This is a genomic window from Nocardia sp. NPDC051990, from assembly GCF_040680755.1.
In the GTDB taxonomy this organism is placed as follows: Bacteria; Actinomycetota; Actinomycetes; order Mycobacteriales; family Mycobacteriaceae; genus Nocardia.
On record NZ_JBFAXH010000012.1, the window covers coordinates 118617 to 131793 of the forward strand.

10 protein-coding genes are annotated in these 13177 nt (G+C 66.6%); 7 read left to right on the forward strand and 3 right to left on the reverse strand.

Annotated features, from left to right (window positions below; translation table 11 throughout):
• Positions 1–33 precede the first annotated feature (33 nt).
• Together AB0L63_RS21880 and AB0L63_RS21885 are read left to right on the forward strand one after the other, a co-directional pair.
• Positions 34–1431, forward strand: coding sequence for a TerD family protein (locus tag AB0L63_RS21880; protein WP_364503751.1), 1398 nt, complete (start codon positions 34–36; stop codon positions 1429–1431).
• A 67-nt stretch (positions 1432–1498) separates the two neighbouring features.
• Positions 1499–3106: a TerD family protein gene (locus tag AB0L63_RS21885; protein ID WP_364503754.1), complete on the forward strand. Its 1608-nt coding sequence runs from the start codon at positions 1499–1501 to the stop codon at positions 3104–3106.
• Between the two features lie 37 nt (positions 3107–3143).
• Here AB0L63_RS21885 and AB0L63_RS21890 read toward each other — a convergent pair whose 3' ends face one another.
• The 3 genes from AB0L63_RS21890 to AB0L63_RS21900 all read right to left on the reverse strand — a co-directional run bounded on the left by AB0L63_RS21890 (position 3144) and on the right by AB0L63_RS21900 (position 8391).
• Positions 3144–4841: a glycosyltransferase 87 family protein gene (locus AB0L63_RS21890; RefSeq protein ID WP_364503757.1), complete on the reverse strand. Its 1698-nt coding sequence runs from the start codon at positions 4839–4841 to the stop codon at positions 3144–3146.
• Positions 4842–5054: 213 nt separating this feature from the next.
• Positions 5055–7274, reverse strand: coding sequence for a transglycosylase domain-containing protein (locus AB0L63_RS21895; RefSeq protein WP_364503941.1), 2220 nt, complete (start codon positions 7272–7274; stop codon positions 5055–5057).
• A gap of 697 nt (positions 7275–7971) precedes the next feature.
• A complete protein-coding gene (locus AB0L63_RS21900) occupies positions 7972–8391 on the reverse strand; it encodes a DUF5318 domain-containing protein (protein ID WP_364503760.1) in 420 nt (139 codons plus the stop codon).
• Between the two features lie 159 nt (positions 8392–8550).
• Between AB0L63_RS21900 and AB0L63_RS21905 the strand changes: the two genes are divergently transcribed.
• From AB0L63_RS21905 to AB0L63_RS21925, 5 genes are all read left to right on the forward strand, one after another.
• Positions 8551–9645: a DUF1707 domain-containing protein gene (locus AB0L63_RS21905; protein ID WP_364503763.1), complete on the forward strand. Its 1095-nt coding sequence runs from the start codon at positions 8551–8553 to the stop codon at positions 9643–9645.
• Positions 9646–9651: 6 nt separating this feature from the next.
• The gene (locus AB0L63_RS21910) at positions 9652–10461 is read left to right on the forward strand and encodes a DUF1707 domain-containing protein (RefSeq protein WP_364503766.1); all 810 of its coding nucleotides are present in this window, start codon (positions 9652–9654) and stop codon (positions 10459–10461) included.
• 273 nt (positions 10462–10734) lie between these two features.
• Entirely contained in the window at positions 10735–11253 is a 519-nt protein-coding gene (locus AB0L63_RS21915) for an N-acetyltransferase (protein ID WP_364503768.1), read from the forward strand.
• Between the two features lie 172 nt (positions 11254–11425).
• On the forward strand, positions 11426–11980 hold the full coding sequence (locus AB0L63_RS21920; protein ID WP_364503771.1) for a PadR family transcriptional regulator: 555 nt from the start codon (positions 11426–11428) through the stop codon (positions 11978–11980).
• A complete protein-coding gene (locus tag AB0L63_RS21925; RefSeq protein ID WP_364503774.1) occupies positions 11973–13073 on the forward strand; it encodes an inositol-3-phosphate synthase in 1101 nt (366 codons plus the stop codon). The genes AB0L63_RS21920 and AB0L63_RS21925 overlap by 8 nt, the downstream gene beginning before the upstream one ends.
• Positions 13074–13177 lie beyond the last annotated feature (104 nt).

The following is a 13177-nucleotide window of genomic DNA, read 5'->3' on the forward strand; positions in this document are numbered from 1 at the left end:
GCACCGTACGCACCGACAAGCGAAGGGTCGAACTTGTCCGCAACACTCGCCAAGGGTCAGAATGGCCCGCTGGCCACCAATGACGTGGTGATCTCCGTCCAACTGACCGCACCGGCGGATCTGTCCGCGCTGCTGGTCACCGAGTCGGGGAAGGTCCGTTCCGACGCGGACTTCGTCTTCTTCAATCAGCCCACGGGCCCGGGGGTGAATCTGCAGCCCGCACCGGCCGGGCAGCCCGCCTCGCTGGCGGTGTCGCTGAATGCGGTGCCCGCGGACATCGCGCAGATCCGCGCGGTGATCACCCTGGACGACGCGACCAGCAGTTTCGGCCGCTTTCCCGCGCCGACGGCGCTCGTGTCGGATTCGGCGGGTAATCAGTTGTACGAGTACCGCATCGACGGTTTGAACACCGAGTCGATCGTGATCGCACTCGAGCTGTACCGACGCCAGAGCGAGTGGAAGGTGCGCGCGGTCGGCCAGGGCTACGCGGGTGGTTTCGCTGCGCTGGTCACCGATCACGGTGTCACCGTCGACGAGTCTCCGGCCGCGACACAGGTCCCGCCGCCACCGACCTACCAACCAGCCCAAGCCGCCCAGCCCGGACCGGGCTACCCGCCGCCGCCCCAGCCCGCATACCCGACGCAGCAGCAGCCGCAGTACCCGCCGACACAGCAGGGCTATCCACAGGGCGCACCCGGCTACCCACCGCCCGGCCAGGGTTATCCGCCGCCGCCCGCTCCTGGCGGTTACGCGCCGCCGCCTGCCCAGCCCGGACCGGGCCAGGGTTATCCGCCGCCCGCCCAGCCCGCCGCGCAGCAGCAGCAGCCCAGCGAGATCAGCCTGAGCAAGGATCGTCCGGTCAGCCTGGTCAAGGGGCAGCGGGTCACCCTGCGCAAGGAGGGCGGCACCGCGCTGACCTTCGTGAAGATGGGGCTGGGATGGGATCCGGTGCGCAGCCGCGGCATGTTCGGTAACCGGACCGTCGATGTCGATCTCGACGCGTCGGTGGTGATGTTCGCCGATATGAATGTGGTGGATGTCGCCTACTACGGCCAGCTGACCTCCAAGGACGGTTCGGTCCGGCACCAGGGCGACAACCTCACCGGTGAGGGTGAGGGCGACGACGAGGTGATCCTGGTCGACCTGACCCGTATCCCGGCACATGTCAGCACGCTGGTGTTCATCGTGACCTCCTACAAGGGCCATACCTTTGAACAGGTCCAGAATGCGTTCTGCCGCTTGGTCGATGGCGCCAACAATGCCGAGCTGGCTCGGTATACCCTCGCCGGTGGTATGCCGTTCACCGCGATGGCCATGGCCAAGCTGTTCCGGGTCGGCAACGATTGGAAGTTTCAGGCGCTCGGCGAAGGCTTCCAGGCCAAACATCCCGGTGAGGCGGTCCCACAGCTGGGCCGGTTCCTGGGGAATTGAGCTGGCGTAGCGACTGCTCGCAGGTCGTTCTAACAGATACAATGCACGAAACAACGGGGCGGACAACGTGATTCAGCTGAAGGCCGGTCAGAACCTGGTCCTGACCGGCGATATCGTTCAATTCAGCGCGAAAGCCGGGGTTGCCCTGGATGTTTCGGCGCTCGTGGTGGCGGAGAACCTGCGGGTCTTCGATACCGGCGATTTCGTGTTCTACAACCAGACCGAGACCGCGGGGGTGATGCTGTCCGGGGACAGCGTCACCATTCGGCTCGCCGAGGTGCGCGCCGACGCCAAGGCGGTGCTGTTGGTGGTCAGCGCCGAACCGGCCGCGCCCGTGCCGTCGGGTGGGCTCGGTGCGGTCACCGCCGCACTCGCCGTGGACGATGTCGCTACCGCGGAATTCGCGATCAATCCGTCGGCGGGGGAAACCGCGCTGATCTGTCTCGAAGTGTATCGGCGTGGAACCGACTGGAAACTGCGCGCGGTCGGTCAGGGCTATGCGGGTGGGCTTGCCGTGCTGCTCACCGCGCACGGCGTCGAGGTCGACGAACCGGCGACACCGCAGTCCGGACAACACAGCGTGGCCGATCTGCGGGAAGCCGATCCCGTCGGCACCGCGGGTGGTCAGGACACCATCAGCGGTCCCGACACCTCCCGGGCCGCGGGCCCGGCGCCGCTCGAGGTTGCGCACGGACTCGAACGCCTGTGGATGATCTTCGAGGATGCCGCGCGCTCGGCCGCCGCGCTCATCTCCGCACGTGATTACGCCATGCAGCGGCTGGATCAGGAACTCTCCGTGGCGGTTTCGGATCCGGCGACCAGGAACACCCCCGCCGCCGAAGAAGCCAGGCAGACCGCGCAGCGTCGCTGTGACGATCTGATCGCCGCGGCGGAGGGTAACCACCTGCGCGATAGCGAAGCGCTCATGCGCGAACTCGCCGACGCCGATCGGCAACTGCCGCCGTCGCTGGCGACCTGGGATTCGCCCGCCTGGGACGGACAGCCGACGCCGAGCGACGGCATTCGGCTCGGCGAGCTCTACGCGAATGAACGTGGGCCACTGCGCATTCCGTACTGTGTGCCGGTGCCGCTGACCCGCCCGCTGTGGATCGATACCGAATCCTCCGCGGCTGCGACTCCGGTCGTCGGAGCGGTGCTCGCGCGGCTGCTCGCGGCCGATCCCGGACGGCGCACCCTGGTCGACATGATCGATCTGACCGGTGCGTTCAGCCAGCTCGTCGGTCCGCTGACCCCGGTGCTGAACGGTCCGCCGATTACCGACTTCGGCGATATCTCACCGCGGCTGCAGACCCTGGTCGAGGCCGCCGACCTGGCCGAATTGGCCTATTCCAGTGGGAATTTCACGCCGCCGACCGAGCACCGGGTACTGCTCGCCGCGGACTTCCCGCACGGGTACCAGACCGCGGATGCCCAGCGCATCGCGACGCTGCTGGTGCGCGGCGACCTGATCGGGCTGTCCACGGTGATCGTCGGCACGGACGAATCCGAGTCCAGCGACCCCGCGGTGGCGATGCTCGCACAGTCCTGCCGTCATCTGCCGACCGTGGACGGCACCCCGCTGTTCGATCCGTGGACCGGCAGCGCGTGGCAGCTGGATCTGGACCTGCTGCCGCGGGAACCGGCCAGGCAGGCGCGCTACCTGCGCACCAGCTGACCGCGCGCCGACCCTTCGAGCGCCCTGCAAGCAGTCGCTAGCGGGGGGCAGGCTTGGGCCGCAGCGCCTCCGGCAGCCAGGCCAGCAGCGGGTCCGGCGCGCGATCGACGATGCCGCCGATCGGATCGTCGACGAAATCGCGCCGGACCAGATCCTCTTCCGGTCGGTAGATCTGCCGAATGATCAAGGCGCACAGCGCCAGCACCGCGATATCGCGCAACAGTACGGTGCCGGTGAACCATTGCTCGGGCAGCCCCTTGCGGTCCAGGCCGAGGTAGTAGAACATCCGCGGCACCCAGACCAGTGCGTCGATGGTCATCCACGCCAACAGAATTCGGCGATGCGGCAGCGCGAGCACGGCCAGCGGCACCAGCCACAGCGAATACTGCGGGCTCCACACCTTATTGGTGATCAGGAAGGCGGCGACAACCAAGAAGCACAGCTGGGCCAGGCGCGGTCGGCGCGGAGCGGTGAGCGCGATATAGCCGATCGCCGCACAGGCGGCGACGAATACCAGCAGCGACACCAGATTCAGGATGGTCGGCGCGTCGCCGTGTCCGATCTCGCCGTCGAATCCGGCCCAGCCGGTGAACGAGGTGATGACGTTGTAGATGGAATCCGGATCGGCATGCCGAGTAGTGTTGAGCCGGAAGAACTCCCGCCAACCTTTGGGATAAAGCAGTGCGATCGGCAGGTTCACCACCAGCCAGGTGACCGCCGTCGCCGCGACGGTCACAGCGGCCGCGCCGAGCGGTCGGGCGCTGAGAAACTGTATGCGATCCGGGGTTTCCCGCAGCCAGGTCAGCGCGGTGCGCCCGCTGTTGATATCGCTGCGCCGGAGTCCGAGCCACGCGCTCGGCACCCGCTGGAGTGGGTCGGCGCGCAGGCACAACACCACGATCGGCCCGAGCAACAGTAGTGGATAGAGCTTGGCCGCGCCGCCGAGGCCGAGCAGCGTGCCCGCGAGCAGTGGCCGTCGGCGGGCCCAAGCGAGCAGGCCGGTGGCGGCGAAAGCCGTTGCCAGCGCGTCGAAATTGGTGAACGCGTGCACGATCACCAGGGGTGAACAGGCGACCAGCGCGGCATCCCAGATCCGCCGTCCCGCCAGTTGCGCCGAGCCCCACACGGTGACCAGCCAGGCGAGGGCCAGACCGACCGCCACCACATTGAAGTAGATCACCACCTGCAGCGCACCGGGCAGCGGGGAGGCATCCCAGGTCTTGGCGACCTGCATCGCCGCGTACTGGTAGAGCCCGGACAGCACCGGATACTCCATGTACCTGGTCTCCCGGCCGCCGTCCGGGGTCTGCTCGGTCCACTCCTTCTTGTACGGGAAGGCGCCCTCGTTCAAACGCTCCGCGCCGTAGAGCGGCACCGTATCCGAGTAGCACATGGCGATGTACTGGCGGCCATTGTTCCAGTCGAGGGTGAGCGAACCGTCGGCCGCGGTCGTCTGCTGGATGCAGCCCGCCTTGCTCGCCCAGCCGAGCGCCAGGAAGACCAGCGCGAAGGCGAGCAGCACCCGCATCGGCGTCCAGAACCGGACCCGGCCGATGAGCGCATGGTCACCGACCGGGCCGCCGACGACCGAGCTCAGCTGCGCGGCCAGGGAATCGTTGCGGCTGGGCCGATCTCGGCCGTCGGCCGAGCGCAGATCCGGTGCCAGCGGCGCGGGCGCGACATAGTGTGCCTCGCTGGAATGTGGCGCGCTATCCACCAGTTGCTGATCGGTCACGCCACCCGAGGCTACCTGCCGCACAATACGGCGTGCGGATCGAGTAGGGGTGGTGGTTCGGTGTGCGTCGCATTCGGTGCGGCCTGCCGGTCTGAATGCAACCGCTATACGGTGAGCTCCGACGAGCGCCGCGCTGACAAGAGCCAGTCCGCGGAAACCTCTGGACAGCCGCAGCGTGCTGTCCAGAGGTTTCCGCTATCTCGGCATCCGAGGCTACCGGGTGCGTGTCGGTTGACCGCCGTTGCCGTTGCCGTTGCCGTTGCCGTTGCCATGGCCATTCCCATTACCGCCGGATTGCGGTGACCCGGTGGCGGAGGGTATCGATCCGTCAGGGTTCGCCGTCGGCTGCCCCGGTAGCGGCGTCGAATCCGACTGCTGCTGCTGCTGTTGTTGTTGTTGCGGTTGGCGCTGCTGGGTCTGCGGCTGCACGCCGGGGATCTGGATCGGTCCGAACGGGGTGTCGATGGTGTTCGGGACGATCTGGATCGGCGGCAGCAGCGGCGCCTCCACCGTGGTCGACTGCGGGGTGAACGGTGCGGACCAGGCGGGCACACCGGCTTGGCCCTTGATCGGGGACGGCTTCGGGAAGGTTTCCTTGGGGGTGCCCTCCAAGGCACCGTCCATGGTGGCCTTCCAGATGTCCGACGGCAGACCGGAGCCATAGATCATGCCCCCGCTGTAGTTGCGCAGCGGCGAGTTATCGATGGAACCGACCCACACTGCGGTGGACAGCGATGGCGTGTAGCCGACCATCCACGCATCCTTGTTCTCGCCGGTGTCGAGCAGCTGGGCGGTACCGGTCTTGGTCGCCGACTCGCGGCCGTTGGCCAGGTTGTGATTGCGCGACCATGCAGCGATCGGCTTCATCGCGTCGGTGACATTGTCGGCGACCGCCGCCGAGACCCGCCGTTCACCGGCCACCTCACCGCGGTCGAGCAGCACCTGACCGTCAGCGCTCACCACCTTGGTGATGAAGTGCGGTGCGTGGTAGACGCCAGAGGCGGCCAGAGTCGCGTAGGCGGAGGCCATATCGAGCACCCTGGCCTGGTACTGACCGAGCACGATGCCGTTGTTCGGCGGGGAGCCATCCGGCTCGACCAGACTCTTGCCGACACCCGGAATGGTTTGCGGGATGCCGAGGTTGTGCGCCATATCGGCGATCTTCTGCGGACCGTTCTGCATGTCCAGCTCCATGCGGTAGAAGCTGGTGTTCAGCGAACGCTTGAGCGCTTCGGCGATGGTGCAGGTGCCGCACTCTGCGCCTTCGACGTTCGTGATCTTGATGCCGTTCACGGTGATCGGCGAACTGTCGTACATCTCCGACAGCGGTTTGCCCAATTCCAGGTTCTGCGCAAGACCGAAGACCTTGAACGAGGATCCTGGCTGCAGACCGGCATTGGCGAAGTCGTAGCCCTGACCGTCGTCGCCGCCGTAGTAGGCGCGCACCGCCCCGGTCTTCGGATCCACCGAGACCACCGCGGTGCGCAGCTGTTCCGGCTCGCCCTGCATCTTCTTCTGCGCGGCGTCGACAGCGGCCTGCTGTGCCTTCGGATCGATCGTGGTGGTGATCGACAGACCCGCGGTATTGAGCTGCTGTTCGCTGATGCCCGCGGCCGCCAACTCCTTGAGCACCTGGGTCTTGATCAGCCCCTCGGGCCCGCCGTCCAGGCTCTTGTCCTTGGTGGTCGCCACCGGGACCACCTGCGGGAACTGCTGGGCCTTACGGTCTTCGGCCTTCAGGTTGCCGCCGTCGACCATGCCGTCGAGCACATAGTTCCAGCGGAACTTCGCGCCCTCGGGATTCTTCTCCGGATCCAGGCCGGAGGGCTGCTGGATGGTGGCGGCAAGCACCGCGCCCTCGGCAACGGTCAGCTCCGAGACCGGCTTGGCGAAGTAAGCCTTGGCAGCGGCGTCGATGCCGTACGCACCGCGACCGAAGTAGATGGTGTTGAGGTAGGCGGCGAGGATTTCGTCCTTGCTCCACTGGCGCGCCATCTTCGCCGAGATGACCAGCTCGTGCATCTTGCGGGTCAGCGAGTGTTCGTCGCCCACCAGCGCGTTCTTCACGTACTGCTGGGTAATCGTGGAACCACCGCCCGCGCTCTCCTTGCCGAGGGCTTGATCCCGGGCGGCGCGCATGAAGCCGGAGACCGAGAAGCCCGGGTTGGTGTAGAAGTCCCGGTCCTCGGCCGCGATTACCGCATTGCGCACATGCGGCGGAATCTGGTCGATGGTGACGTCGGTGCGGTTGCCCTCCGGCGGCACGACCTTGCTGATCACCGAGGTGCCGTCGCTGGCGAGGATGGTCGCGACCTGGTTGGTTTTGAGGTCACCCGGTTGGGGTACCGAAACCGTGGTGTAGGCGATCAGGAAGACCGCGCTCGGCACCACGATGGCCAGGGCGAGCAGGACATAGCTCACCCGGCGCACGATCCGCCACGGCGATTTCTTCTTCGCGCCCGGACGGCGACCGCCCGGTCCGCCGGAGCCACCGTTGCCGCCGTTGCGGCGCGGCGGCGGTCCTGAGGGCGGCGCGCTCGCGGTCGCACGGCGCTCGCCGGTGCTGGAACCGGAGCTATTGGGGCGCCGGGGGCCGGGACGATCCTGGCCTGGTCGATCCTGGCCGGGCCGCGGGCTGGCCGGACGGGGACCGGTGGGCGGGCCAGAGCGGCGGTTGCGTTCGGCGCCGGCGTCGGTCCGCGAACCGGGCTGTCGATTCGGGCGCTCGATCTTCTGCGTGGACTGCGCGCCGGCCGGTGCGTTGTTGGGTAGTGGCCTGCCCTGCGGCGGACGCCCCTGTGGCTGCGGACCCGGCCGGCGCGGCGGCTGCGGACCTCGCGGCTCACCGGGATAGCCGCCGCCCTGCGGTGGCCGCGGACCACCGGGACCCGGCCGACCGGGCGGTGGTCCGGCCGGTCGCTGACCGGGATACGGATTCGGAGGCTGAGGTGAACTTCGCTGAGTCCGGCCGCCGTGCGGTTCATCGCCGTAGGGGGAAGTCTCGTAGGGCGAATTCACTGACAAGATCTCCATAACTCGTAACGGTCTGCGGGGCGCGATGCGGCTATTATCGCCGCGGCGGACGTGTCGACGCTGCGCGTGTCACCCGACGGGCAGATGACCTGGCACATCATTCGGCTGCGGAGCGCCGGTTGGCCCTGGTGCCGGTGCGCCGCCGCGTCGGCGACGGAGCGGTACCGAGCACATAGGACTGCACCAGATGATTCCAGCTGCAGCTCCGGCATACCTCGACGACATGGACCGAGAACTCTTCGCGAGTCTCGGCGAGGCGTATCAATTCCTCTGGTGTGCGAGCCGAACCCGACATCGGGCCGAGGCCGTCGCCGTAGACCCACGATACGAGCGTCAACTGCTCTTTTCGACAGATGGGGCATGTGACCTCGCTCCCCCGACCGTGGAACTTCGCCGCACGTAAAAGGTAGGGATTGGCATCACAAACCTCGGCGACATCGACACGTCCCGCATAGACGTCAGCGAGCAGCGAACGACGCCGCAGAGCGTAGTCGACCACCTGTCGCTGAATTCGCACGAGAACCAGAGTAGCGGTGCCGCGCGTGGGCCGCGCTGGGCTGTGCGGGATCGACCGACCGGTATTCATTACTGAACTGGGGCGTTACCGGCATCGGCGAACTACGATTCTTCTGTGTCTCCCGCTACATCCGGGCGGTCGACGGCAGCATCCGGACGTATGCGCGCGCGTGACCTCGACCGCGCCAATGCGTCCAGTGTGCTGGATGCGGCGTACGCCGAAGGGCAGCTCAGCGCCGATGAATATCGCGATCGTACCGCCCAGGCCGAGACCGGCAAGACCATCGCCGACCTCGACCGTCTCACTCGCGATCTCCAGATTCCTTCGGCTGTGCGCGATCTGGTATCTGGTGCGCCGGCAGCGCCGCGAAACCCGTTGCGCCGCGCCGGATTCACGGGCCGTTATCCCGATCACACCCGCGCCAGCGACGCCGATCGCGACACCACCGGACAGCTACTCGACAGCGCCCGCCGGGACGGTCAGCTCACTGAGGAGGAGCATCAGACCCTCGGCGAATTGGCGCAAGGAGCCAAGACACTCGGCGATTTGGCCGACCTGGTCGATGACGTGCAACGGCCGACCGATGCCCCGCTGCCGCCGACGCCACCTCGATCGAATCGCCGACGCTGGTATGTGATCGGTGTGACCGCCGCCTCGGTCGGTGCCGCTGTCGCCGCTTTCGTGCTGACCAGCGGCGCCGCGACGCCGGATGCGCCACCCGCCGCACCCGTCGGCGCCGCCGCGCCCGATCTCGGTGCGGTGCAACCGGTCGTGGTGGCGACGCCGAATCTGCTCACCCGCGAGGGCCTTACGCACTTCCTGGACAAATACCGGGAGAAGTTCGGTGATCTCCAGGCCGATGAGCTGACGCTGTTCAGCGATTACGCCACTGTCGCGCGCGCGGTGCCTGGTCAGCCGAATCGGCAGGTCCGCTACGACTTTCGAGGCGGATTCGCGCAAAGTGGTGCCGCTGTCAGCCGCAAGACCGATACACCCGCCGCCGATCTGGCGCAACTGGACGTCGCCGCGGTGTCCGGCGTGGTGGCAACCGCGCCCGCCACGTTGAAGGTGCCGAACGGAGTTGTCACGCATATAGACGTAGCGGTCGACGCCAGCGGCAGCTATAGCTCCGATGGCATCGCGAGGGGGGCGACGATCGTGCGCATCTTCGCCGGCAACCAATTCAACGAATCCGGGTACATCCTGCTCACTCCGGCGGGGCAGATTGTTCGCGCCTGGCCGTTCAAAGGGTGATGGTTGATGGCGACGACGCGCTATGGCGGAATCCGGGCCCGCGATACCGATCGAGCCGATGTCTGCGGACTGCTCGACGCGGCGCTGGCCGATGGTCAGCTCACCACTGACGAGCACACCGAGCGCACCGCGAAGGCAATGCGCGCCAAGGCATTCGGTGAGCTGGACGAGCTGATCGGCGATCTGCAGATTCCGCGAAACATGGTGGATGCCCCGGTGATTCGAGTCGATCGTCGTCGACCGCGGCGTTGGCTCGCGCCCGTGGTATGCATCGCCGGTGCGGCGGTCGTCGGTGCCGCCGCGGGCGGCATCGCGAGCTGCGCGCCGGGCGGGTCCGCAACGTTCGGGTGGTCCGAACATGTGCCGGTGCTCACCACTGGTACTGGCCTCGCGTACGTCATCGCCGAATATCGCGCCGAATTCGGCGATACGAAGGTCGACGAGGTCACCCTGTTTCCCGACTACGCGCTCTTCGAGCGGCAATCGAGGGCGGATCCGACCGTGACCGTCAGATATCGCTTTGACGGCCGCTTCCACGACTACAGCACAAATAATGGCCGCAAGGCCGATGTGCGCACTTTCGATCTCGCGAGCGTCGATGTGCGTGCGATCGCCGGGCTGCTGGCCGGTGCGCCGCAGTCGATCAAGACACCGGGCGGCGTCATCACGCACGCCTCGATCGAATTCCCGGCCGGTGGCCGCAGCGATTCGGACCCCACGGTCGCGATCTACGCGAGTAACCAAGCGGGTGCGTCGGGTTATCTGAGAGCGACGGTAACCGGGGAGCCTCTGCAGGTCTTCCCACCCAGCCGCTGATCACCCGCTATGACCGTAATTCGCTGGTCCGCCGGCAACTGGGCGCGCTAGCGTTGCTCGTTCGTATTCGACCCGATGTACACCCCGAGGAGGTGGGGCGGGATGACCGCGCCGCAGACCGCCGTCCCGCACGACGTCCGGGCTGTTCAGTTGTCCCAGGTCCCGGTCTGATCTCTCTTCGTCCGGCGTTCGTGCCGCGAGCCATGCGGTTCGCGTGACGGTGGTGCCGTGTCCGAAAACGGGCCTGAACCATACGAATACGGAGAATCCGAGTTGAATTTCCCCATCGATTGGCGCACGCGCGTCGAAACCGATGCCGATATTCCCGCGATCCACGCGATCAACCAGGCCGCCTTCGAGCGCGTCGATGAGGCGGATCTGGTCGACGCGCTGCGTGCCGACCCGGCCTGGCTGGACGGACTGTCCATCGTCAGCACGCTGCCGGACGACACTCCCGTCGGCCACGCGCTGCTGACCCGCTGCCACATCGACACCACGCCCGCGCTGTGTCTCGGACCGTGCGCGGTGCTGCCCGAATATCAGAAGTCCGGTGCGGGTGGCGTCGCGATCCGGGCCGTGCTCGCGGCGGCGGCGCACTTGGGCGAGGCATTCGTCATCGTGCTCGGGCATCCGACCTATTACCCGCGCTTCGGCTTCGGGAAGGCATCCGAGTACGGCATCGGTCTGAGTATCGAGGTGCCGGATGAGGCGTTGATGGCACTGACGCTTGATCCGGCGCGCCCGCTTCCGAGCGGCACGGTTCGCTACGCCGCGCCATTCGGTATCGACTAGCGATAGCTCACCGACGGTGGGACGGCCCTGGTCCGTTCCACCGTCGGACCAGCCGCTACCTGCGCAGACCGTGCTTTGTATCGCAGACCACTATGCACGTTTATATCGCTCCGATATAGTGGAAAATCGCATCCATCGGTTAGGTCTGCACACAGTCAGGGGGTGAAGCCCGATGCTCGAGCTGGCAATCCTCGGGCTGCTCCTCGAAGCGCCCATGCACGGATACGAGCTGCGCAAGCGGCTGACCGGTTTGCTCGGGCCGTTTCGGGCCTTCTCCTACGGGTCGCTCTATCCGACGCTGCGTCGCATGCAGACCGATGGGCTGATCGCCGAGGAGAACATCGCGGGCGTCACCCGTCGCGCGCGACGGGTCTATCAACTGACTGCGGTCGGGCGTGAGCGTTTCACCGAACTGCTCGCCGATACCGGACCGCAGAACTACACCGACGACGGCTTCGGCGTCCACCTGGCATTTTTCAGCCGCACCCCCGCGGAAGCGCGGATGCGGATTCTGGAGGGCAGGCGACGGCAGGTCGAGGAGCGCCGAGAGGGTCTACGGGAGGCGATCAAGAAGGCCAGTGGCTCGCTGGATCGCTATACCCGCCAGCTGCACCAGCTCGGTCTGGAATCAAGCGAGCGCGAAGTGCGCTGGCTCAACGAGTTGATTGCGGCGGAGCAATCGACGAAGGCGGCACCACAGAAAGAGGGAAATATCGGCCATGAGTGAAGTCAACAGGGCTGAAAACGCCACCGAAGTCCGCGTCGCCATCGTCGGCGTGGGTAACTGCGCTTCCTCGCTGGTCCAGGGCGTGCAGTACTACAAGGACGCGGACGAGACCTCCACCGTCCCCGGCCTCATGCACGTCAAGTTCGGTCGATACCACGTGCGCGATGTGAAATTCGTCGCCGCGTTCGACGTCGACGCCAAGAAGGTCGGCTTCGACCTGGCCGAGGCGATCTTCGCCAGCGAGAACAACACCATCAAGATCTCCGACGTACCGCCGAGCGACGTCGTCGTGCAGCGCGGTCCGACGCTGGACGGTATCGGCAAGTACTACGCCGAGACCATCGAGCTGTCCGAGGCCAAGCCGGTCGACGTCGTGCAGGTGCTGAAGGACAACAAGGTCGACGTCCTGGTCTCCTACCTGCCCGTCGGCTCGGAAGAGGCGGATAAGTTCTACGCCCAGTGCGCCATCGACGCGGGCGTCGCCTTCGTCAACGCGCTGCCGGTGTTCATCGCCTCCGATCCGGTGTGGGCCGAAAAGTTCACCAAGGCAGGCGTTCCCATCGTCGGTGACGACATCAAGAGCCAGGTCGGCGCCACCATCACCCACCGCGTGATGGCCAAGCTGTTCGAGGACCGCGGCGTACAGCTCGACCGCACCATGCAGCTGAACGTCGGCGGCAATATGGACTTCAAGAACATGCTCGAGCGCGAGCGCCTGGAGTCGAAGAAGATTTCCAAGACCCAGGCCGTCACCAGCAACCTGAAGAAGGAACTGGGCGCCAACGATGTGCACATCGGCCCGTCCGATCACGTCGGCTGGCTCGACGACCGCAAGTGGGCTTACGTGCGCCTCGAAGGTCGCGCCTTCGGTGATGTGCCGCTGAACCTGGAGTACAAGCTCGAGGTGTGGGATTCGCCGAACTCTGCGGGCATCATCATCGACGCGGTGCGCGCCGCGAAGATCGCCAAGGACCGTGGCATCGGCGGCCCCGTCCTCCCGGCCTCGGCCTACCTGATGAAGTCCCCGCCGAAGCAGCTGGCGGACGACATCGCGCGTGCTCAGCTGGAAGCATTCATCATCGACAGTGTTTAATTTGCAGCGCCTGCGGCGCTGCGTGTTCGCGGCCCCCTAGTGGCTTGCGTCCGAGCGGCCGAGACATACGACTGGAGTCGTATGCGCTTCGGCCACTCGGCTGT

Coding starts and splice junctions, on each gene's coding strand:
- AB0L63_RS21905 (WP_364503763.1), top strand. CDS start 8,551: ATGCGCGCGCGTGACCTCGACCGCGCCAATGCGTCCAGTGTGCTGGAT.
- AB0L63_RS21910 (WP_364503766.1), top strand. CDS start 9,652: ATGGCGACGACGCGCTATGGCGGAATCCGGGCCCGCGATACCGATCGA.
- AB0L63_RS21920 (WP_364503771.1), top strand. CDS start 11,426: ATGCTCGAGCTGGCAATCCTCGGGCTGCTCCTCGAAGCGCCCATGCAC.
- AB0L63_RS21925 (WP_364503774.1), top strand. CDS start 11,973: ATGAGTGAAGTCAACAGGGCTGAAAACGCCACCGAAGTCCGCGTCGCC.